The sequence below is a fragment of the Bradyrhizobium sp. USDA 3256 genome (assembly GCF_054058275.1).
This window is the reverse complement of sequence record NZ_JBSSAE010000002.1, coordinates 1,276,288-1,298,546: the sequence shown is the minus strand read 5'-3', so window position 1 is coordinate 1,298,546 and position 22,259 is coordinate 1,276,288. Positions and strand designations below refer to the sequence as shown.

Sequence of the window (22,259 nt, the reverse complement as noted above, 5' to 3'; positions counted from 1 at the left end):
GCGGCAAATCAGCAAATAGCCGTCCCGGACGCCTTGTCGAACAAGTGCGTTCGCTCGAGATCGAGCGCGACGTCGATGACATGATCCGGCTCCGCGGCGACGCCGACCGGCATTTGCGCCGTGAACGCGAATGGGCCGACGGTCCCGATCACCAGCGTGTGCGGCCCGAGCGGCTCCACGTCTTTCACAAGGATCCGGATCGAAGAGCCCGCCGGTGCGTCTTGCCGCAACACATGGTCGGGCCGGACGCCGAGCACCACGGGCTTGCCGACGCTGCCGGCATAGGCCGCCTCGCGTGACTTCGGCACTCTCAACGCCGTGCCCGACGGCTCGGTGAAGGTGAGCGCGCCGTCGCGGGCGACGAGCTCGCCATGGATGAAATTCATGCTGGGCGCGCCCATGAAGCCGGCGACGAAGAGATTGCTGGGCTTCTCGTAGATCGTGATCGGATCGGCCGCCTGTTCGATGCGGCCGCGGTTCATCACCACGACGCGGTCGGCCATGGTCATGGCTTCGACCTGGTCGTGCGTGACATAGACGATCGTCTTGGCGAGACGGCGGTGCAGCGCCTTGATCTCGGTCCGCATCTCGATACGGAGCTTGGCGTCGAGATTGGACAATGGCTCGTCGAACAGAAACACATCCGGGCTGCGCACGATGGCGCGGCCGATCGCCACGCGCTGGCGCTGCCCGCCCGAGAGCTGCTTGGGCCGGCGCTGCAGATATTGTTCGAGGTCAAGCACGCGTGCCACGTCATTGACGGCCTTCTCGATGCTGGCGCGCGATTCGCCCCGCACCTTCATGCCGTAGCCGATGTTCTCTCCGACCGTCATATGCGGGTAGAGCGCGTAGTTCTGGAACACCATCGCGCAATTGCGCAAGCCGGGACGCAATTGCGTCACGTCGCGATTGCCGATGCGAATGGTTCCGCTCGTCACCGCCTCCAATCCCGCGATCATGCGCAACGTCGTCGTCTTGCCGCAGCCGGACGGACCGACAAGCACGACAAACTCCTCGTCGGCCACGTTGAGGTCGAGCCCTTCAATGATCTTGAAGGGCCCGTATGCCTTGCTGACGTTCTCGATCTCGACGTGCGCCATGGATACCTTTTCCGTCCCTTCGTCGACGGCAAGTAAAGTCCCGGACCATGCTCGCGCATCATCCGGGACGTCTCACTGGAAAGCTAGTTCTTCGACGGAAGACCCATCGCCGCGCGATAGGCCGCAAGCTGCTTGGCCCGGCCGAACTCGTCGGTCAGCCGATTCCACTCCTTGGCCATCGCGTCGAGCGCCGCCTGCGGCGTGGTTTGGCCGGCCAGCGCCTTGCCGAGCTCGATCTCCACCACCTCGGTATAAGAGAAGTAGCCGGGCAGACGCATGTCGAGCGCGACGTTCTTGGCATTGATGGAGTCGGATTGCGCGCCGAGATATTCCTTGGCCTCCTCCGGCGAGAAGATCTTGCTCCACAATTGCAGATTGGCAGTGTGCGATTTGCGATAGGGATTGACGCCGCTGCCGCCGGTGATCGCCGCTTGGCCCGACACTTCAGGGCTTGTCAGTGTCTTGACGAAATCCCACGCCGCCTTCTGGTTCTTGCCGGCCTTCGGCACCGCGATCTGCCAGCCGCCGAATGCCATGAACGGGCCCGGAAGCACGCTCGGGAACTTGTCCCACTTCTTGGTCTTGGCGTTCCAGATCGCGTCCGAACCGGGCAGCATCGCCGAACCGACCTTGCCCGAGATCTTCGACTGCTTCGGGTCGGCGGCGATGACGCCGGTGTCGCCCCAGCCGATCGATTCCGCAACCTGGCCGCCGGCCACGGCAGCGTTCACCTCGCCGAACGAGAAATTCAGCGCATTGGGCGGCCCGAGCTTCGATGCCCTGATGTATTCCTCGAGCCCCTTCACCCAGCCCGGGTTGTTGATCTGCGCGTCCATCGTCTCGGGGTCAAAGAACATCGCGCCCGGATAGTTCGGATTGTTGGCGTATGCCGCCGCATGGCTGAAGAAGAACCAGAACTGCTGACCGCCTCGGCGGAAGGCTTCCGCCGTTCCCCACAATCCCTTGTCGGGCCGCTGGAAGAACTCCGCAATGTCGAGATACTGCTTCCAGGTCTTCGGCGGCGCGAGGTCGTAGCCGTATTTGGCCTTGAAGGCGTCCTTCTCCTTGGGATCGCTGAACAGGTCGGTGCGGTAGGTATAGGTGTGGACGTCGCCATCCATCGACTGCGAGTAGATCTTGCCTTCCCACACCATCAGCCGTTCGCGATAGGCCGGCTCGATATCGTCCCAGTCCTTGCCGGACTGCATTTCCTTAGGCATCTCGCTGAGATAGGGCACGAAGTCCGGCAGCCAGGCCGGCGCGAAGCTGACGAGGTCGAACGTCGCGTCCGACGCCGTCAGCGATGTCGCGATCTTCGGATAGAGCTCGGACCACGGGAATTCGACGACATTGACCTTGCCGCAAGTCTTCTTGGCCCATTCGTCCGCGCCGAGCTTGAGCGCGGAGGCGATATACGGCCCGGTCTGCGACGCCACCGTCAGGGTGACACCGGTATAGTCCGGGCTGCAGGCCGCATTCGCCTGACTCGCGGCACAGGCCATCGCGAGCGAGGTGGTCAGCATCAGGAACGTCCGTCGCAACATCGTCTAGTCCTCCCTACAAGGTTTTTTTGCTATTTGATGGCCCCGAGCAGCAGGCCCGACCGCATCATCCGGCTGAGCAGGCCCGCCATGATCATCATGGGAACGATGGCGACGAGCGCCGCAGCCGAGATCGCCCACCATTCGTCACCGCGCTGGCTGTTCTGTCCCGCCACCAGGATCGGCAGCGTCTGCCATCTGGAATTGGTCAGGAACAGCGCGAACAGAAACTCGTTCCAGACGAAGGCCAGCGTGATCATGAACGTCGCCAGCAGCCCGTTCATCGACATCGGCACAACGATGCCGAAGAAGATGCGCCAGCTCGGGACATTGTCGACCATCGCCGCCTCCTCGACCTCGATCGGCACAGCCTCGAAGAAGTCACGCATCAGCCAGACGACGATCGGCAGCGAGAAGGCGACGTAGCACAGCGTCAGGCCGACAAAGCTGTCGATCAGCTGGAAGCCCAGCCGGCCGATCTCGCTGTAGAGCAGATACAGGGCGAAGGCGGTGACGATGGGCGGGAACATGCGCTGGCTGACGAACCAGAACAGGATGTCCTCATTGCCGAGGATCGGTCCCGGCAGCGGCAGGCGGTTGGCGGCGACGGCCACGATCAGCGCGATCGGAAAGGCCAGCAACAGGGCCTGCGGGCGGGTGAACCCGAACGTCGTGTTGAACAGCAGGTAGCCGCCGAGCGCGAGCAGGAAGAACACGAAGCCCGCGCCGAAGCGGACCTTGAATTCGAACCGCACCAGCGCATAGGCCGCCATCGCGCCGATCGCCGTGGCGATCGCTGCCGCGGACAGGCCAACAATGGTCGAGTTCAGGAAGGTCCGGAAGAACTCGCCGCGGATGCCCTGATAGAGATCGATGAAGGGCTGCAAGGTCGGCGTGAAATCGATGAACGGCAGATAGGTAGGTCCGCCGACGACGCCGGGCGGCGTCTTGAAGGCGGTCACCACCACCCAATAGAGCGGAAACACCGTGATCAGGCACCAGACGAGAACGCCGGCTGCGACCAGGCGGCGGCTCCATGGCGACAGTCCCGTCAAGCCCTGCCCGCTCATCGGCGCTTCTCCAGATGCGGCCGCAGCAGCGCAAGATACGTGACACCGATGATCGTGATCGCGATCAGGAACAGGAAGCTGAGCGCCGATGTGTAGCCAAGGTTGAACTTCTTGAAGCCTTCCTGATAGGCGAACAGCGTCAGCGTCTCAGTGTCCACGCCCGGCCCGCCGCCGGTCATCACGAACACCGTGTCCATGATCTTGTAGCTCTCGATCAGGCGGATGAAGACGACGGCGGCCGAGATCGGCAGCATCATCGGAAAGGTGATGCCCCAGAACTGCTGCCAGGCGCTGGCATTCTCGAGCTCAGCGGCCTCGTAGACATCCTCGGGAAGCGTTTGCAGCCCGGCCAGCATCATCAGGATGATGAACGGGGTCCACTGCCAGACCTCCACCGCGATGATGCAGGCGAGTGCCCAATGTCCATTGGTGAGGAACGGCAGGTTTACCAGGCCGAACTTCGACAGGAACTGATTGAGCGGTCCCATCGTCGGATTGAAGATCATGCGCGCCACCAGCGCGACCGCGACGGGCGCCAGCAGCATCGGCAGCAGCAGGGCGACGCGGAACAGCCGCTCGCCCGGCACCCGCGCATTCAGCGCCAGCGCGACGCCGAACCCGATCGCGTATTGCAGCCCGACCGCGATCAGCGCAATCAGCGTCGTGGTGAAGAGCGCATTCCAGAACCGCGGCTCCTGCAACAACGTCGCATAATTGCCGAGCCAGACGACGCGCGGTGGGATCGGCGGAATCAGGCGGTAGCTCAGGAAGCTCGTGGTCAGCGAATAGATCAGCGGAAATATCGAGATCGCCAGCACGACGAGCACCGCCGGCCAGATGAAGACGTGCTTGATCGGATCATTCCGCATCATCGCAGCATCATCCCCTCAGCAGCGCTTCGATCTCCGCGCGCCGCGGCATCGCGGGCGCGGTGCCCGGCCGGGTCACCGAGATTCCCGCCGTGGCCGAACCGAAGCGCGCAGCCTCGAGCGGATCGACGCCGTCCGCGAGCGCCGCCGCGAAGCCGCCGACGAATGCATCGCCCGCGCCGGTGGTTTCGACGACTTTGCCGGCCGCGAAGGGCGGCACGTGCAGCGAGCGATCCCGCGCATGGAATAGCGCGCCGCGCTCGCCGAGGGTGATCAGCGCCGTTCCGGCGCCTTTGGCCAACAGGGCGTCGCCGGCACGGCGGGCGCCGGCGAGATCGCCCACCGCGATCCCGGTCAGCGCTTCGGCCTCGGTCTCGTTCGGAACGACATAATCGCACAGCGCAAACAGGCCATCGTTGAATTGGATCGCCGGCGCCGGATTGAACACCGTGATGCTGCCGGCGGCGCGCGCGATCTCGAGCCCGCGCCGCGCTGCATCGAGCGGCTGCTCAAGCTGCGTCACGAACACGCGGCTGTCGCGGATCGCGTCCGCCACCGCGTCGACATCGGTCGGGCCGATACCGCCTGCTGCACCCGGCACGACGATGATGGCGTTGTCGCCGCGCGTCTCATGGACGTAAATGAAGGCTGCGCCGGTCGGCGCGTCCGCCGTCCTGGCCACGCGCGGCCGAATTCCCTCGGCCTCCCAGGTCCTGATCGCAAGCTCGCCGAAGGCGTCGCTACCGATCCGCGAGATGAAGCTCACGCCGGCGCCGGCCCGCGCGGCCGCGACAGCCTGGTTGGATCCCTTGCCGCCCGGCCCCATCGCGAATCCCGAACCGGCGATCGTCTCGCCGATCGCCGGCATGTTGCCGGCGCGGAACGCGAGGTCGACGACGAAGACGCCGAGGACGGCGACGCCACTCTTGCTCATCTCGTCACTCCCCGTCCGGCCCGATCACGCCCTTGCTGAACAGGAAGCAGCCGTAGAAGCGCCGCTCGCCCGTCGCGATCACGCAATAGGCCGCCTTGGCCTTCTCGTAGAAAGCGTGGCGCTCGACGCCGACCAGCGGCCAGGACCGTCCCTCCGCGCGATCGATCGCGACCTGCACCTCGCGCTGCACGGGTGGCACTTCCTGCGCCTGGCCGACAATCTCCATGCGGATCGCGGCATCGTCGACAAACGTATCGAGCGGCATCACCGACAGGATCGCCTCAATCGCCCTGGCCGCGCTGACATTGTCGATGCGCAGCAACCGGCCGAGAACCGTCTGGCGCGCGATCGAGTCGGCCGGAAAATTGGTATCGCACACCACCAGACGATCACCATGCCCCATCGCCCGCAGGGCGTAGAGCACGTCGGCATTGAGCAGTGGATCGATGCCCTTGAGCATGTTGCGTCCCTCCCTTGTCTTCAAACTCGCCGGACTCTGACGGTCCGAACCCCATCGATATCACCGCAAGGTGACGTCGCTAGTCGCCGTACGGAATCCAGATGTTCTTCACCTGCACCGCGTGGCGGAGCAGGATCGGGCCCTCGCTCGCGGCCTTGTCGTACCAATCGAGCGCGAGGCCATGATCGACCAGCGTGCGCTTGAGGTTGCCGATCGACAGCCGTTCGGCGGCCGCTGAGGCATCCTGCGATCCGAACGCCCAGAGCGCGTCGACATCGTCATGCTCGGCGAGCACCTTGACCAGCTCGCTGTGGTCGCCGGTGACGATGTTGACCACGCCGCCCGGCACGTCCGAGGTCTCCAGCACCTGGTAGAAGTCGGTCGCGGCGAGCGGATGCCGCTCGCTGGGCAGGGCGACCACCCGGTTGCCCATCGCAATCAGCGGCGCCACCAAGCTGATGAAGGCGAGCAGCGGCGCCTCGTCGGGACAGGCGACGCCGACCACGCCAATCGGCTCATGCATCGCGAGCGCCACGCCGCGCAGCGGCGGCGCGTGGATGGATCCTTCGAATTTGTCCGCCCAGGCGCCATAGCTGAACAACCGCTCGATGCTCGCATCGACTTCCGTGCGCGCCTTCGCGGCCGACACGCCGGTCATGTCGGCGATGCGCCGGGCGAATTCGTCGCCGCGCGCGGAAAGATTCTCGGCAAGGTAATAGAGGATCTGGGCGCGATTATGCGCCGTTGCCCGCGTCCAGGACTCGGCGGAGCGCGCCGCGGCCACCGCATTGCGGATATCCTTGCGATTGCCCTCGCCTGCCTCGCCGAGGCGCCGGCCCTTCGGCGACATCACCGGACGCGAATAATTACCGTCCGGGCGCACCTGCTTGCCGCCGACGAACAGTTTTGCCGTCCGATCGATCGGCGGCACATCGAATCCGGCGCTGGCGCCAGAAGCCGTCGGCAGCGGCGATGCCTTGGTCCGCGCCTTGCGCCCGCTCCAGGCCTTCGGCTTGAGATACTCGTACATGCCTTCACGGCCGCCCTCGCGGCCGAATCCGGACTCGCGATAGCCGCCGAAGCCGACGCTGGCGTCGAACAGATTGGTGGCGTTGACCCAGACCACGCCGGCCAAGAGCTTCGGCGCGACATCGAGCGCCAGACCGATCGTCTCGCTCCACACGCTGGCGGCAAGGCCGTAGCGCGTGTTGTTGGCGAGCATCACGGCCTCGTCGGGGGTGCGAAACGTCATCGCCACCAGGACAGGGCCGAAGATCTCTTCGGTCGCAACCGTCGAGGACGGATGCACGTTCCAGAGCAAGGTCGGCGGATAGAAACATCCTTCCGCCGGGATCGCACCGGACGCCTGATATTTATCGGCGCCCTCCTTCACTCCGGTCTCGACCAGCGACTTGATCCGTTCGAGTTGCACCGGCGCGACCACCGCGCCCATGTCGATCGCCTTGTCGAGCGGCATGCCGACGCGAAGCGTCTCCATGCGACGGATCAAGCGCCGGCGGAAAGTGTCCGCGATCCCCTCCTGCAGCAGCAGCCGCGAGCCGGCGCAGCAGACCTGCCCCTGGTTGAACCAGATCGCATCGACCACGCCTTCCACCGCGCCGTCGATATCGGCATCGTCGAACACGATGAATGGCGACTTGCCGCCGAGTTCGAGTGTCAGCGATTTGCCGGTGCCCGCGGTCGACTGGCGGATCAGCCGCCCGACCTCGGTCGAGCCGGTGAACGCGATCTTGTCAACACCGGAACTTTCGACCAGCAATGCACCGGTCGCGCCATCGCCGGTCACGACGTTCAACACGCCCGGCGGCAAGCCGGCCTCAGCCGAAAGCTCGGCGAACAGCAGCGCGGTGAGCGAGGTGAACTCCGCCGGCTTCAACACCACCGTATTGCCCGCGGCCAGCGCCGGCGCGATCTTCCAGGCCAGCATCAGCAGCGGGAAATTCCACGGAATGATCTGCCCGATCACGCCAACCGGCACCTGATCGGCGAGTTCGCGCTCCTGCAGCTGCGCCCAGCCGGCGTGATAGAGGAAATGGCGCGCAGCGAGCGGCACGTCGAGATCGCGGGTTTCCCGGATCGGCTTGCCGTTGTCGATCGCCTCCAGCACGGCGAACAGCCGGGCGTGACGCTGCAGCATGCGCGCCAGCGCATAGAGATGACGCGCACGGCCGTGACCGCCGAGCTTTGCCCACGCTGCCTGCGCGGTGCGCGCGGCGCTAACCGCCGCCTCGACATCGGCAGCAGCGCCCTGCGCGATGCGCGCCAGCGACTTGCCGGTGGCCGGCTCGGTCGTCGTGAGGTGTTTACCGGCATGCGGCGCTGTGAACTTGCCGGCGATGAAATGCCCGAACACGGCGTCATGCCGCGCCAGCCAGGCGCGTGCCTCGCCGTCAGCCTCCGGCGCGGGGCCATACTCCATGGTCTCGAAATAGTTTGCGACGCTCATCGCTGGAGTCTCATCCCACGGGGTGGCGATTGAAGGCCGAATAGTGGCCAGTCACGTGATGCTCGAGCTGTCGCTCGATATCGGCGAGCAGGCTGGAGGCGCCGATGCGGAACAGGTCCGGCTCGAGCCAGTCGCGTCCCAGTTCCTCCTTCATCAGGAACTGATAGTTGAGCACGTCCTTTGCCGTCGAGATTCCGCCGGCCGGCTTGAAGCCGATCTGGTAGCCGGTGCGCTCCTGATAGACGCGGATCATCCGCAGCATCGCGAGCGTCACCGGCAGCGTCGCGTTGACGCCTTCCTTGCCGGTGGAGGTCTTGATGAAGTCGGCTCCGGCCATCATGCAGACCATCGACGCCTTGGCGACGTTGCGCAGCGTCTTGAGATCGCCGGTGGCCAGGATCGTCTTCAGATGGGCGTCGCCGCAGGCGGCGCGGAAATCCCGCACTTCGGCGTAAAGCGCCCGCCAATCGCCGGTCAGCACATGCTCACGCGTGATGACGATGTCGATCTCCTCCGCGCCATCGCGGACCGACGCCTCGATCTCCTTCAGCTTCAGATCGCGCGGCACGAGACCTGCGGGAAATCCGGTCGAGACCGCAGCGACCGGGATGCCGGATCCTTCGAGCGCTTCGACGGCCGTCGCCACGAACCGATGGTAGACACAGACCGCGCCGGTATGCAGCTCGCGGCCCGCAAAGCCGAGACGCTCGAGAAGGTCGCCGCGCACCGGCGCTTTGGCCTTGGCGCAGAGGCGCTTCACCCGTTCGGTCGTATCGTCGCCATTGAGCGTCGTCAGGTCGATGCAAGTGATCGCCTTGAGAAGCCACGCCGCCTGCGCGTCCTTCTTGACCGTGCGCCGGCCCGGCAGGCTCGCAACGCGGCGTTCGGCGGCCGACAGATTGATCCTGATCTCGTCGACCCAATCCATCTCGAGCGCACGGCCGCTGTTGCGCGGGAGCGGATGCTCGCCGCCCGGGGAAGGCGGCTGCGCGGCCAATGGGGACGGATTCTGTATGAAGACGCTCTGCGTCATGGAGGCGCCGTGCGGTCCTAGCGAATCGACGAGATCGCCAGATAGACTGAATGTGTCGATCGCAACATGTGATCCTCCCTGACCTTGCCGCGGGGTTTGCCGACTGCCTGAGGACGACATCGTCCCCGACCCTCGATCAGCCCGCCGACCTGGATGTTATTATTGTAACAAATCGACGTTGATAAACTCACAACATTGTAAGATCATTGTCAATCGGATAAGCAAGCCCGGCGATCAAAATGACTGAAACATCGAACGCACGACCAAGCGAGACGCGCGTGCAGCGCCTGCAGAGGCTGCGCCGCGCCGTCGAGTCGAGCGGCACGCTGCATCTGAAGGACGCCGCCGAGCTCCTCAAGGTGTCCGAAATGACGGTCCGGCGCGATCTCGCCGGGCCGGACGCCGCGCTGGCGCTGCTCGGCGGCTACGTCGTCAATGCGGCGTCGCCGACCGGGGTCAAGTACACGTTCGAGCAGGAGATCGATCAGCACACCCAGGACAAGCGTCTGGCCTGCCGGTCTGCCGCGGCCTCGATCAAGGAAGGCGATACGATCTTCATCGATTGCGGCACAACGATGCAGTCGCTGGCGGACTGCCTGCCCGAGGACCTGCCGCTTTCGGTGATCTGCTATTCGATGAACGTGGCGTCGATCGTGACGCGACGGCCGGCCACGCAGGTGATGGTGATGGGCGGGCTCTACCATCCGTCGTCGCAATCCTTTGCGTCGGACGACGGCCTGTCCTATCTGCGGCGGCTCGGTATCAACAAGGCCTTCATCTCCGCAGGCGGCGTGCACTGGACCCGCGGCGCGAGCTGCTCGAATTTTCACGAAGTCGCCGTCAAGCAGGCCGTCATCGAGACCGCGATGGAAAGCATCCTGGTGATCGACGCGAGTAAGCTCGGCAGCCTCAAATCGGCATTCTTCTCCGATATCGGCGCGTTCTCGCGGATCATCGTCGGCGGCGCGGCGTCAGCGGACATGCGCAAGCACTTCCGCAGCCTTCCCGTCGAATACGTGACCGGCGCAACCTGATCCGAGCGGGGGCTGGCACGCCCGGATCAGGCTGCTCACGATGCGCGGGCTCGCGGGACCACGCATCGAACTCCCGTAGCTCAGTTGCAGGCAGGCTTCGCCTTGTTGCAGGCGTCGGTCAGCTCCGGCGGCGGCTCCTTCTTGAACACCGTCTTGTAGGATTCCAGCACGTTGGACTGCGTCACCGGCAGCGACTGCACGCCGATCCAGCCCGGCGTTTCCTTGCCGAGCAGCGCGTTCATCATCGCCATCGCTTCCGCGACACCCTGGTCATAGGGACGCTGCGATCCGGTTGCCTTCAGCGGTCCGCCCTTGGCGATCTCGATCGCCGATTGCAGGCCGAGATCGACGGTGGTGACCGGAATGTCGATGCCCTGCGCGCGCATCGAGCTCAGCGTATCCAGCGCCGGCTGATCCCAGACCGCGAACAGGCCCTTGATATCAGGATTGCCGGTGAGGAAGTCGCCCGCGATCTGCGACACTTTGGGCGGGTCGGTGAAGTCGACCTGCTTCATCTTGATGTCGGGACGATTCTTCTGCATCCACTCGCGGACGCCCTTGGTGCGCTCGTTGGTGCTGAAATAATCGACGCCGAAATTGACGAGACCGATGGTACCGCCCTGCGCGACGCAGGACGCCAGGATCTGGGCCGCGATCAGGCCGTTGCCCTGGCTGTCCGCCGAGATCATGGACGCATATTCCTCCGGATGCTTCAGGCCGGTCGGGATGCTGTCCATCAGTACCAGCTTGATGCCGGCCTTGGCGATCTTCTTGTAGGTCGGCGCGGTCGCGGTGAAATCGACCGGGATCGAGATGATGCCATCCGGATGCTGCTGGATGGTGTTCTCGATGTCGGCGATCTGCTTGTCGACCTGATATTCGGCGGACGCGACGCCGGTGACGGTCACACCATACTTCTTCAGCGTGTCGGTGATTCCCTGGATCTGCAGTTGCGCCCAGTCGAGATTGACGGTCTGAATGGAGATGCCGACCTTGAAATGCTTCTCCTTGATCCTGGCGGCATCGGCGTCCGACAGCGCCAGCACCTCGGGCGAGGCGGCCTTCTCGCCATGGGGCCCCTGACCGACGATCGATTTCGGTCCAAGCGTCGCGAGATCGACGCCCTTGACGCAGGTTGCAGGCACTTCGGCGCGGGCCGAGGGGACGATCGAAATGGCCGTCGCCGCGATCAGCGCGGTCAGCGGCAGGGTCTGTCGCAAGATTGGCTTCATTGTTTCCTCCCGTTTTGGTCGCCGATTGACCGGAGGCCGGCGACCTTGCCCCTACCCTTGCAACGCCTGACCTTGCGGCCCACGCGCCGCGCCATCGTGCTCTAGCGTTTCGTGAAGGCGACCGCGGCCACGATGATCGCTCCCTTGATGACGAGCTGCAGCGGCGAGCTGACGCCGAGCAGCACGAGGCCGTTGTTGAGCGTGCCGATGATGAGGCTGCCGAACAGCGTCCCCAGGATGTAGCCGCGCCCGCCGAACAGGCTGCAACCACCGAGAATCACGGCGGCGATGACGTCGAGCTCCATGCCCTGCACGACGTCGGGCCGCGCGGCGTGCGAGCGCGCGGACAGCACCAGCGCCGCAAGCCCGGCCAGCGCGCCGGTCAGCACAAAGGCCGCGGTCGTCACCCATTTGGTGTTGATGCCGGAATACAGCGCCGCGGTCGGATTGCCGCCGACCGCATAGATGCGGCGGCCGAACACGTTATAGTGCAGCAGCAGGATGCCGACGATCATCGCCACCAGCGTCCAGGCGATCGGAACCGGTATGCCCAGGAACGAGCCCTCACCGAAGATCGCGAAATAGGTCTCGTTGGTGATGATGACAGGCTTGGTATTGGTCACCATCATCGCCAAACCGCGCGCCATGCTGAGTGAACCCAGCGTCACCAGGAACGACGGGATCGAGAGCTGCGTGGTCAGGATGCCGTTGAGCATCCCGACCAGCGCGCCGGTGCCGAGCCCGGCAGCGGCGCCGACGATCCAGCTGTTGTTGATCTGGCTCATCGCGAGCGCCGCGGCCATGCCCGACAGAGCCAATGTCGATGCGACCGACAGATCGATCTGGCGCGCGATGATCACAAAGGTCATGCCGACCGCGATGATCGAGACCAGCGTGGTCTGGCGTCCGATGTTCAGGAAATTGTCGACCGACAGGAACCAGGGCGAGGACAGGCTGAACACGATCAGCAGCACCACGAAGGCGATGTACAGCATGTAGGGCCGCTCGCCCCGCAGCAGATTCCGCAGCAGCTTGCGGCGTCGATCGGATCGGGTCGACGAGGCGACGAGGTTGGGCGCGGTCAGTTCGGTCATGCGGGCAGCTCTTGCAATACGCCTTGTTCGGAAGCCTGGTAGATCTGCAGCAGATGATGGAGCTCTTCGGCATCATCGATCTCCCCGCGCACCAGCGTTCGCGCCACGCGTCCGTCGACGATCACGGAGATACGGTCGCAGAGCTCGATCAGTTCGACGAGGTCCGACGAGACCACCAGGACGCCGGTGCCGTCGCGGGCAGCATTGCGGATCACGCCGTAGATCTCCTCGCGCGCGCCGACGTCGATGCCGACCGTCGGTTCGTCGAGCAGCAGCACGCGCGGCCGCGGATCATTCCATTTTCCGAACACGACCTTCTGCTGGTTGCCGCCGGACAATGTCCTGACGAGGCTCGAGGCGCCTTGTGCCTTCACCGATAGCTTCGCCACCGCAGCGTCGGCACGCCGCGCGGCGGCGCGCTGCCGCATGAAGCCCCAGCGCGAGAAATGCGGAATCCGCGGCAACGTGATGTTGCGCTCGATCGAATGATCCGGCACCAGGCCCTGCACGTGCCGGTCTTCCGGCACCAGCGCGACACCCTGTGCGATCGCATCGGCCGGGCTCCTCGGCAGCCACGGCCGGCCGTCGATCTGGCAGGCGCCGCTGTCGACCGGCCGAAGACCGAAGATCGTCTCCAGGACCTCGGTGCGTCCGCTGCCGATCAGTCCGGCAAGGCCGTGGATCTCACCCTTCATGACGGACAAATCGACGGCCGACAGGCGATCGTTCGACACGCCCGACAACGACAGGACCGGCAACGGATCGAACGAACGCGCGGCCGCAGCCTCGGCGCCCGACGCCGCGGGCGCCAATCGATCGGTGCCGATGATGGCGTTCACCAGCCGCTTCATGTCGGTCTCGGCGGTGACGAACGTGCCGGCATTGGCGCCGTCGCGTAGCACCGTGACACGCTGCGAGATCTCGAAGACCTCGTTGAGCCGATGGGTCACATAGATCACGCCGACACCGCGGCGCGTCGCCTTGCCGATCGCATCGAACAGGATGCGAACTTCATCCGAAGTCAGGGACGATGTCGGCTCGTCGAGGATCAACAGGCGCACCTCGCCCATCAGCGCCTTGGCGATCTCCGTCATTTGGCGGTAGGCGAACGGCAGCGAGCCGACCGTCGCCTTGGTGTCAAGGGGAATGCCGAGCTCGCTCAGGAATGTCCCGGCCCTGGCCATCAGTTCGCGCTTGCGGACAAAGCCGAACCGCGTACGCGGCTCGCGGCCGAGCAACAGATTGTCGGCGACGCTCAGCGACTCGACGAGACTGAGGTCCTGATAGACGACGGCGATGCCCGCCTCGCGCGATCTAGCCGGACTGTCGAACGTCGCTGGGATGCCGGCGATCTCGATCGTGCCGCTGTCGGCCGCGTGGACACCACTGAGGATCTTGATCAGCGTGGACTTGCCGGCCCCGTTCTCGCCCAGCAGCGCGTGCACCTCGCCGGCCCGGACATCGAGGTTGACGTCGCGCAATGCCCGCACGCCGCCGAAGCGCTTGCTGATGCCACCGACCATCAACAGCGCCGTCGACGGCCGCGGCTCGGCTGCGATCGAACCGGACAATTCCAAATTTTCCTCCCGTCGACCGCGCGAGGCGCTGGTACGATGGTGACATGTTGTTATTTTTGCAACTTATTGTGTTATAATTCTATCACATCGGCCGGCCTGTCAATGGGAGATCGCGCGGGCGGGCGCTCGAATTGAAGGCGGCGGCGATCGGATCCTGCACCGTCATGCATGCCGCCGGCCTCCGCCAGGCACGATGGCAGCCGGAAGGTTGTGCTAAGCTGCAATCGCTCTCTTCATCAAAGCCAACGCCGGTGAATCACGATGAAACTGAGTGCTGCGATTGCCATCGCCCTGATCTCGTCTTGCCTGCCCGCAACCGCACAGCAAGGCGGTGCCGACCTCTACGCGCAACGCTGCGCGCAATGTCACGACAGCAGCAACACGGGTATTCGCGCGCCGAGCCGCACTGCGCTGCAATCCAGATCGTTCGACGAGGTGCTTGGTGCGATGACCACCGGCCCGATGGCATCCTTCGCGCAGGGACTGACCAGCGACGAGCGGGCGGCGATCGCCTCGCTCGTCACCGGAAAGGCCGCTTCGCTCGCGGCAGCCGAGAGCGCGGGCCAATGCGCGCAGAACGAGACCGGCTTTCCGCAGCCGATCGACGGGCCGCGGTGGAACGGTTGGGGCGCGGACATCAACAACAGCCGGTTTCAGCCGGCGGCAATGGCCGGCCTGGCGCAAGATCAGGTCCCGCGACTGCGTCTGAAATGGGCGTTCGGATTTCCTGACACGTCCAACGCCAACGCGCAACCGGCTGTCGTCGGCGGCTTGCTGTTCGTCGGTGGCGGCGACCGCAAGGTCCATGCCCTCGACGCCAAAAGTGGCTGCACGCGCTGGGCGTTTCCGACCGAGGCGCCGGTGCGGACGGCCATCAGCTTTGCCCCGCTGGACAACGGCCAGCCTGCCATCTTTTTTGGTGATGTGCGTGCCAACGTCTACGCCCTCAATGCCGCGACCGGCAAACTGATCTGGAAGAGTAAGGTCGACGATCATGTGGCGGCCCGGATTACCGGTGCGCCAGTGTTCTATTCCGGCGTCGTCTATGTCGGCGTTTCATCGATCGAGGAGGCCATCGGGTCTCGCCCCACCTACCAGTGCTGTACGTTTCGCGGCAGCGTCGTTGCGCTGAAGGCCGAGACCGGCGCACAGATCTGGAAGGCCTACACGATCCCCGAGGCACCGCATCCGACACGGGCGAACGCGATCGGGACCCAGCTGTTCGGTCCGGCCGGCGCGTCGGTCTGGTCAGCGCCGACGATCGATGTGCAGCGCCAGGCGCTCTATGTCGCGACCTCGAACAGCTATGCCGACCCGGCAACCGACACCAGCGATGCCATCCTCGCGCTCGATCTCGCGACCGGCCGAATGCTGTGGCATCAGCAGGCCACGCCGAAGGACAGCTTCGTCGTTGCGTGTTTCGGCACCGATCAGAGCAACTGTCCGGAAGACCGCGGCCCCGACCATGACTTCGGTCAATCGCCGATCCTGGTGAACCTGCGTGACGGACAACGCGTGCTGGTGATCGGCCAGAAATCCGGCGTGGTCCACGCGCTCGATCCCGACCATGAGGGCAAGATCCTGTGGCAGACGCGGATCGGCAAGGGTGGCGCGTTGGGCGGGACCGAGTGGGGTTCCGCCGCCGACCAGGACCGAATCTATGTCGCCAATTCGGACGTACGATTTCTAAGGGACGGCACCCGGCGTCTGAATTCAAGCGAAGGTGGCGGCCTGTTCGGACTCGATCTTGCGACCGGGAAGATTGCGATGCAGGTCGCGCCGGTGGCCTGTGGCGACCGCCCCCAATGCAGTCCCGCGCTCTCCGCGGCGGTCACCGTCATTCCCGGCGTCGTCTTCTCGGGCGGCGTGAGCGGCTTCCTGCGCGCCTACGCGACCGATGACGCACGGTTGCTCTGGGAAATCGACACCGCCCGCGACTACACCACGGTCAACGGCGTTGCGGCGCATGGCGGCGCCATGGACGGACCCGGCCCGGTCGTCGTCGACGGCATGCTGTACGTCAATTCCGGCTACGCGCAATGGAGCGGGCTGCCCGGCAACGTTCTGCTGGCCTTCGAGGTCGGCAACCCCTGACAAAGTGCATATTCGGATTTGCGATGGCATGCTGAGCACTACTCGCCGCGGGCTATTCGTGCTTTGATGCCGGACAGGATCGGCCGAGAGGTCCGAAGGGAGACCGTGTGGTGCTTGGTGACGTGCTACGCAACATCACGTCAGGGGCCGTTACCCTCGCGCGCTCCAATGGTCCCGAATCGCCGATAAGAGGAACCGGCGTCCCGAAATCGACCGACATGGCAGCCGCGCTTCAAATCGATGCGCATGTCGTTGCGCACGAAAAACACAGAAACTATAAGTGCTTGAAAGAATGGTCGGAGTGGCAGGATTCGAACCTGCGACCCCTGCGTCCCGAACGTAATCAGCGGCCGAAAAAATCAACAAAAACAACGAAGCTCAGTCCTGACTGACCACCTTTATCGCTGTTTGTTCACGGGGTTTCGGTGGTCAATCGGTGGTTGACGAGGTTCGGTTCGCGAACCGAGTGGCAGATTTCGATTCCGCGGGTCGCAGGTTCGAATCCTGCCGGATCGCCAGTCAGGAGTTCATAGCGACCGCGCCTCGGCGTTCCCCGCGCCGGGGTCGTTTTCTGTTTTACCTGGTATTGCCTCTTGTTCCCGGCCTGTCATTCGGGATTACTCTGGCTTAAGTGACTACGCATCATAACGAACAGCTGTCGGCGGAGCCGACCTCAGATCGCGGACATTTTGTCCAACTTGCGCCGCCTTCGCTTGCCTAGCGCAAACCATACTCGATATTCAGAGGGGCAGAGCCGTCCGGCTTTATCAATGCCAGTGCGGTGAGCGCATTTGGGACGATTAAGGCCGCCTCAGTTGGCGGCCTCTTTCATCGCCACGAAATCAACGCCAAGGGCGATCAGTACGTTTTCATCGGCATGGCCGGAACGCAAAAGGCGACCATTAGCTGGGCGTCGGCAAGCGTAACACCGAAAGCACGATGCATTTTCGGCTTTCTGCATGATCTGCGCGCCCGCGTGATCGGCCAGCCCGAGATTTCAACAGGCGGCTTCCATCCCTACCGCACGGCGATCCGCGACGCCTTCGGCGACGGCGCTTCGCATATTTCGCATCTGCGAGTGGCCAGCTTCTCAATAGAAAGCCCCAGCGCTACCGGGGGACGGACGCTGGGACCTTAGGTGAATGGACTAGGCTTGGCAGGGACCGGGTCCATTCACCGGATGAACGCATCGCCTGAGGTGCTAAAGCGCGTCCAGCAGATGCCCAATTGGATCGTTCCTCCGCAGAGGATTTTCGCGTCCGCAAATGGCGGATCAAAAACAGTCCCAGCGCACCAGGGCAAGGTCGCGCTGGGGCTGATTCAAACGAGTGCGCGTCTGCGGGGCAATTGGGGGGACTCAAACGCGCCTTCGCTGTCCGCTTCTCTCCCTTGCACAATTTTCTCGTTCTGGAGTCGTTTCAGTGTTGCGGCCTGTTTTGGTTTGGCGAGTGATGGCCTATTTCGGCCAGCACCCGACGACGCCGGCCTCTTCCGTCTCGTCAACCGCTGTGTCGGCAACCTGTCGGCGTTGCCGGGCGCGTTCCCGGATTATCCGGCGCCGGTCATTCGCGATGGCGCCGGCGGTCGCGAGATGGTTCTGATGCGCTGGGGCATGCCGTCGCCGCCGCAGTATGGCGGCCCGCCGGTGACCAACATCCGCAACGTCAAGTCGCCGCACCGGAAGCGCTGGCTAAAGCCGGAAAGCCGCTGCCTGGGTGCCGTTCAACAGCTTGTCGGAATACGCACGGGAGCCGAACCCGGAGACCGGCGAGAAGGACGTCGTCTGGTTTGCGCTGGGCGACGACCGGCCGCTGACTGCCTTCGCAGGGATCTGGACCGAGTACGCCGGCGATCGCGGTGCCAAGGCGGGGCCCGGTCCGCACCTCGTGTACGGCTTCCTGACAACGGAGCCGAATGCGGTCGTGGCACCGACCCATCCCAAGGCGATGCCGGTGATCCTGACCACCGACGAAGAGCGCGACGTCTGGATGCGCGCGCCGTGGGACGAGGCGAAGGCGTTGCAGCGGCCGCTGCTCGACGAAGCACTCAAGATCGTGGTGCGCGGCGCCGACAAAGAAGAGCGTTTGTCGGCTGTCTAAAGGTCTCAATGGCTCAAGAAGAGCAAAAGACCAGCCGCGATCCACAGCGGCGACAAGCTCAACAGCATGGTGAGCCAGAACTGCGGTTCTCTCAGGACGCGGGCACTTCCCTGCATAGCGCATTTCTCACTTCTTGAGCGGAAGCTAGCCTACTACGTGAGATGCGGTCCATCATTAACGCAGATTATTTTTGCCTCGAGCCCCCGCCGGAGCGGCACATTCACTCGTGTGATTCAGACTAGCAAAGATCTGTTCGCAAGAACCTAAGGAACCAGCAGAGCTTGCACGTCGTTTGTCATTTGTCAGTGAGCCTGCGAGTCGTAGCGCGACGATGTACAAAGATGCGATCATGGACGAGTTGAGGCAGATCGAAATCGATGTGATCGAAGGCGAAAGGCGGCTCGCGGAGCTTGAGGCGCTGCTGATTGAATTGAAACGGTTGAATGAAGACACCACTAAGGTCGAAGCTGAGCTTGAAGTGATGCGCAAAAATCAGCTCGACCAGGATCAGAACCGCCAACGCCTGCTTTCGCTTCTCCATCCCTAACGGAAGGGCAATTGCGGATGACTCCCAGAGAACGCCATGATATGCCTTGGATTATCGGAGCCGCCGCCTTGGCTTTCGTCCTAGCGATCGTGGCGGGAGGATTGACCTACTTCCATTAACCGCCCGTCCCCATCCTTGGCGGCACGTCCACCGACCGAATGATCGAGCCTCGCTTGCCGCACACTGTGCAGGTGAACCGCGGCTCGAGATCTGACAGGCGCATCTCGTCCGGCCATTTCGCCGCGTCCGTCTGGACGTTGTGCGAACATTGATAGTCTTTGCAAAAGACCATGATGCGAGTTGCGCCCGTTTCGCGCATTTCGCCGCACGTGATCTTGGTAGGGCAATCCTTCATAGGAGTGCGATTTCAGCGCTTATCGGCGTGATCAGCAATCCCACGAACCTTGGCGGCTGTCCTACCGTGGTGCCAACCATTCGGTCAAGGGATTCGCAGACCTTGCCCATGGGCGTTGCGCACCACGAAGATCTCCGCCGTGAGCCCGCAATCGACCTGGTGGCCCGGAGAGCGGTGAGAGCTTCGGCGGCGCCGCAAGAAGAATCCCTGCGTCTCGTTGGAACACAGCCCACAGGACAATTGTTGTCAGAGCAATCGCGGAGGCCGCGGAAGTGGCAGACGAACTTGAATATTCAGGACACCGGCTGTTGGTCGTCGAGCAACCCGGCGGCGGATTCTTAGTTGAGATAGCGCCTCTCAACGGCCGGCAAACCATTAGAACGATGACCTATCAAAGCTCGCGGGAAGCGATCACCGCGGCAAAGAGAACGATTGACAAGCACCCGGGACACAGGCGCGCCTCGTAGCGCCCATTGGGCGGTAGATCGATCCGAGGAACGGGCGCAAAGCTCTGCCGTTGGATCGGTCGATGGCCCCACCAATCACCATTCATTTTGCCTGCTCCAACTGCGGCGCAGTTTATTCGGCTCTTCAGGAGCGCAGCTCGATCCCGGTGAACACGTCCGGGTCTTTCGATTGTCGGCAATGTGGGAAGCTGGTTCATCATTGGGCCGGGCTCTATGACTATCGTGGTTGGAGATTCGTAGCCGCGCTTCACAGACAAAACGGAGGGAGCGAATGAGATACGCGGGAGATCGTCCTACTTGCGCGACGACAAGGCACGCCGGCCGAGTACACCGCTGGGCTAGGTGTGCGATCGCGCATGGCTGGAGGAGGTCCACAAAAGCGGTACGTTCATGCGGATTGACGTAGCCGAGCAAAGAACTCTTTGCATGACTTGAAGCATGCAAGAGGCCGCCACACTGAGGCGGCCGCTTCTCACAAGAATATCGCAATTGCTGCGATGGCTATGCGGCTCAGCCCCAACACGACGATGCTCGTCCTGTAAAGTAGGTCACCGTGGGTTGGAGTCTAGCGCGGGCCTAGCAGGCTGTTGAAGAACTCAGCCGCGTTCGCAAACGAAGCCTGAATCGTCGCCATTGTGGATGTAGAAGTGGCCAACGAGCCTGCCAGCAGTGCCGATCATAACCCACCCGCGACCGCAGACGGGGTCATTCTCGTCGTGCCCTTCCCATGAGAACTCCGCGCAGGCCGAACCGTCTCGCGCGCCGTAGCGGACGTCGAGAAAGCCCTTTAGCGCACCGAAGGCAATTTCACCGTCGGACTTACCCTGGAAGGTGAGATGCGCCTCTTCGACAAGATCGAGGAAGTCGCTGTCCCAGTTGTCCATGTCGGCGATGCGCCAGCGGCCGGCAAAGGCCTTGGCGAAGCCAGGCACCTTGGCCATCAGGCGTCCTCCGCTATCAGCTTGGGCAGCCGCACCAGATTGTAGGCGGCAGAAGCGAAGGTAAAGGCCCATGCGACGCGATCACGGCCCCGGAAGCAGGTCTTTTCTTGCCCGGCGACCGTCTTGATCCAGCCGAATGCCTCCTCGATGCGCTTGCGGATGCGCTGGCTGACGGCATAGCCGCTGTGCCGGGTCGTTCGCCCGTCGATCGCGGAGCTGCGGCCGCTGGTGTTCTGCGCAACATGCGGCGTCACGTTCATCGAGCGCAGCTCGTTGACGAAGTCTTCTGCATCATAGGCTTTGTCGGCGCCAAGTGTGATCGCTGTCGGCCGGTCGGCACGCGGCTCGATCATGTGCAGCGCGGCCACCCGTTCGGCATGGCCGTTCGCCAGCGTCAGGCAGGCGTCGACCAGCAGGCCGTGGCGGTTCTCCATCAGCCCATGCCCGATGAAGCACAGCTTCGTCTCCTTGCCTTTACCCTTGCGGTACAGCCTGGCATCGGGATCGGTGGTCGAAGCATGGGTGTCGTTGGAGCGTTTCTGGCCGTGGAAGTCCGCTTCAGCATTGCGCCCGCCGCCTGGCGCCGGCGGCTCGCCAGAGCCGTCCTTCGGCTTCACGCTCTTCATCGAGGCCCAGGCCTCGATCAGCGTGCCATCGACCGAGAAGTGATCGCTCGACAGGAGCTTCGTCACCTTGGGCTGCGCCAGCACCGCCGCCAGGAACTTGGCCGCGATGTCGCCTTCCAGCAGCCGGTCGCGGTTCTTCGAGAACACAGAATGGTCCCAGACTGCGTCGTCGATACCGATTCCGACGAACCACCGGAACAGCAGATCGTATTCCAGCCGCTCCATCAGAAGCCGCTCCGAGCGGATCGAATAAAACGCCTGCAACAGCATCGCCCGCAGCAGCTTCTCCGGCGGGATCGACGGCCGTCCGATCGGCGAATAAAGCGCGGCAAACTCGCGCTCCAGCGCCGACAGCCCCTCGTTCACAATCGTCCGGATCGCTCGCAGCGGATGATCACGCCGCACCCGCGCCTCCAGATCAACATAGCTGAACAGCTCGCCCGTTCGATTGTCGCCGCCGCGCACGCATGATCTCCGAATCCCGTCGGAGCCAATGAATCACGGTCACGGGTCCACGGCGAACGCCTTTTTCAACAGCCTGCTAGAGGCCGGTGCTGGGGCCAGTCATCTATGATGAATTGCGGCGTGATCCGAGGTTCCGAAGCTAACACCCATATCAAAAATTGCCACTTCGTCCCGATGCGTCCAAGTGTCCAATTCTCGCTCAAGGCGCCTTTCAGTCCCGGCCAGGAACGAACCTGCCCCGGTTGGCTTAGTCC

The 22,259-nt window shown here is 63.7% G+C and carries 18 protein-coding genes and 1 pseudogene; 6 read left to right on the top strand and 13 right to left on the bottom strand.

Features of this window, described 5'->3' with window-relative positions:
- Window positions 1-8: 8 nt before the first annotated feature.
- From ACVWY5_RS07845 to deoC, 8 genes are all read right to left on the bottom strand, one after another.
- Window positions 9-1,100: a sn-glycerol-3-phosphate ABC transporter ATP-binding protein UgpC gene (locus tag ACVWY5_RS07845; RefSeq protein ID WP_028337037.1), complete on the bottom strand. Its 1,092-nt coding sequence runs from the start codon at window positions 1,098-1,100 to the stop codon at window positions 9-11.
- 83 nt (window positions 1,101-1,183) lie between these two features.
- The gene (locus tag ACVWY5_RS07840; protein WP_321177064.1) at window positions 1,184-2,623 is read right to left on the bottom strand and encodes an extracellular solute-binding protein; all 1,440 of its coding nucleotides are present in this window, start codon (window positions 2,621-2,623) and stop codon (window positions 1,184-1,186) included.
- A 50-nt stretch (window positions 2,624-2,673) separates the two neighbouring features.
- Window positions 2,674-3,711, bottom strand: coding sequence for a carbohydrate ABC transporter permease (locus ACVWY5_RS07835; RefSeq protein WP_028337039.1), 1,038 nt, complete (start codon window positions 3,709-3,711; stop codon window positions 2,674-2,676).
- Window positions 3,708-4,583 (bottom strand): carbohydrate ABC transporter permease, encoded by an 876-nt coding sequence (locus ACVWY5_RS07830; RefSeq protein ID WP_028337040.1) that lies wholly within the window; start codon window positions 4,581-4,583, stop codon window positions 3,708-3,710. The genes ACVWY5_RS07835 and ACVWY5_RS07830 overlap by 4 nt, the downstream gene beginning before the upstream one ends.
- A gap of 7 nt (window positions 4,584-4,590) precedes the next feature.
- The gene (locus tag ACVWY5_RS07825) at window positions 4,591-5,514 is read right to left on the bottom strand and encodes a ribokinase (protein WP_028337041.1); all 924 of its coding nucleotides are present in this window, start codon (window positions 5,512-5,514) and stop codon (window positions 4,591-4,593) included.
- Window positions 5,515-5,518: 4 nt separating this feature from the next.
- The gene (locus ACVWY5_RS07820; protein WP_028337042.1) at window positions 5,519-5,974 is read right to left on the bottom strand and encodes an RbsD/FucU family protein; all 456 of its coding nucleotides are present in this window, start codon (window positions 5,972-5,974) and stop codon (window positions 5,519-5,521) included.
- A gap of 79 nt (window positions 5,975-6,053) precedes the next feature.
- The gene (locus ACVWY5_RS07815; protein WP_028337043.1) at window positions 6,054-8,441 is read right to left on the bottom strand and encodes an aldehyde dehydrogenase family protein; all 2,388 of its coding nucleotides are present in this window, start codon (window positions 8,439-8,441) and stop codon (window positions 6,054-6,056) included.
- Between the two features lie 10 nt (window positions 8,442-8,451).
- A complete protein-coding gene (deoC, locus tag ACVWY5_RS07810; protein WP_051376314.1) occupies window positions 8,452-9,474 on the bottom strand; it encodes a deoxyribose-phosphate aldolase in 1,023 nt (340 codons plus the stop codon).
- A gap of 239 nt (window positions 9,475-9,713) precedes the next feature.
- On the opposite strand from deoC, the gene ACVWY5_RS07805 reads away from it, so the two are divergent.
- The gene (locus tag ACVWY5_RS07805; RefSeq protein WP_028337045.1) at window positions 9,714-10,508 is read left to right on the top strand and encodes a DeoR/GlpR family DNA-binding transcription regulator; all 795 of its coding nucleotides are present in this window, start codon (window positions 9,714-9,716) and stop codon (window positions 10,506-10,508) included.
- 80 nt (window positions 10,509-10,588) lie between these two features.
- Here the strand turns inward: ACVWY5_RS07805 and ACVWY5_RS07800 are convergent, their stop codons facing one another.
- The 3 genes from ACVWY5_RS07800 to ACVWY5_RS07790 form a co-directional block, all read right to left on the bottom strand.
- Entirely contained in the window at window positions 10,589-11,740 is a 1,152-nt protein-coding gene (locus tag ACVWY5_RS07800; protein WP_028337046.1) for a substrate-binding domain-containing protein, read from the bottom strand.
- A gap of 101 nt (window positions 11,741-11,841) precedes the next feature.
- A complete protein-coding gene (locus ACVWY5_RS07795; protein ID WP_028337047.1) occupies window positions 11,842-12,834 on the bottom strand; it encodes an ABC transporter permease in 993 nt (330 codons plus the stop codon).
- Complete coding sequence (locus tag ACVWY5_RS07790; RefSeq protein ID WP_321177059.1) at window positions 12,831-14,411, bottom strand: sugar ABC transporter ATP-binding protein; 1,581 nt, start codon at window positions 14,409-14,411, stop codon at window positions 12,831-12,833. The genes ACVWY5_RS07795 and ACVWY5_RS07790 overlap by 4 nt, the downstream gene beginning before the upstream one ends.
- A 261-nt stretch (window positions 14,412-14,672) precedes the next feature.
- On the opposite strand from ACVWY5_RS07790, the gene ACVWY5_RS07785 reads away from it, so the two are divergent.
- The 5 genes and pseudogenes from ACVWY5_RS07785 to ACVWY5_RS07765 all read left to right on the top strand — a co-directional run bounded on the left by ACVWY5_RS07785 (window position 14,673) and on the right by ACVWY5_RS07765 (window position 19,151).
- Complete coding sequence (locus ACVWY5_RS07785; RefSeq protein WP_028337049.1) at window positions 14,673-16,505, top strand: outer membrane protein assembly factor BamB family protein; 1,833 nt, start codon at window positions 14,673-14,675, stop codon at window positions 16,503-16,505.
- A 110-nt stretch (window positions 16,506-16,615) separates the two neighbouring features.
- Window positions 16,616-16,897, top strand: coding sequence for a hypothetical protein (locus tag ACVWY5_RS07780; protein ID WP_321177058.1), 282 nt, complete (start codon window positions 16,616-16,618; stop codon window positions 16,895-16,897).
- A 389-nt stretch (window positions 16,898-17,286) separates the two neighbouring features.
- Window positions 17,287-17,643 carry a hypothetical protein gene (locus ACVWY5_RS07775; RefSeq protein ID WP_028352350.1) on the top strand — a complete coding sequence of 119 codons (357 nt, stop codon included), beginning with the start codon at window positions 17,287-17,289 and terminating at the stop codon, window positions 17,641-17,643.
- A 303-nt stretch (window positions 17,644-17,946) separates the two neighbouring features.
- Window positions 17,947-18,604 (top strand): annotated as a pseudogene (locus ACVWY5_RS07770) (SOS response-associated peptidase family protein).
- Window positions 18,605-18,953: 349 nt separating this feature from the next.
- The gene (locus ACVWY5_RS07765) at window positions 18,954-19,151 is read left to right on the top strand and encodes a hypothetical protein (RefSeq protein ID WP_283089671.1); all 198 of its coding nucleotides are present in this window, start codon (window positions 18,954-18,956) and stop codon (window positions 19,149-19,151) included.
- A gap of 1,418 nt (window positions 19,152-20,569) precedes the next feature.
- Here the strand turns inward: ACVWY5_RS07765 and ACVWY5_RS07760 are convergent.
- Entirely contained in the window at window positions 20,570-20,914 is a 345-nt protein-coding gene (locus ACVWY5_RS07760; RefSeq protein ID WP_431016702.1) for a hypothetical protein, read from the bottom strand.
- The gene (locus tag ACVWY5_RS07755) at window positions 20,914-22,005 is read right to left on the bottom strand and encodes an IS5 family transposase (protein WP_431016701.1); all 1,092 of its coding nucleotides are present in this window, start codon (window positions 22,003-22,005) and stop codon (window positions 20,914-20,916) included. The genes ACVWY5_RS07760 and ACVWY5_RS07755 overlap by 1 nt, the downstream gene beginning before the upstream one ends.
- Window positions 22,006-22,259: the final 254 nt, after the last annotated feature.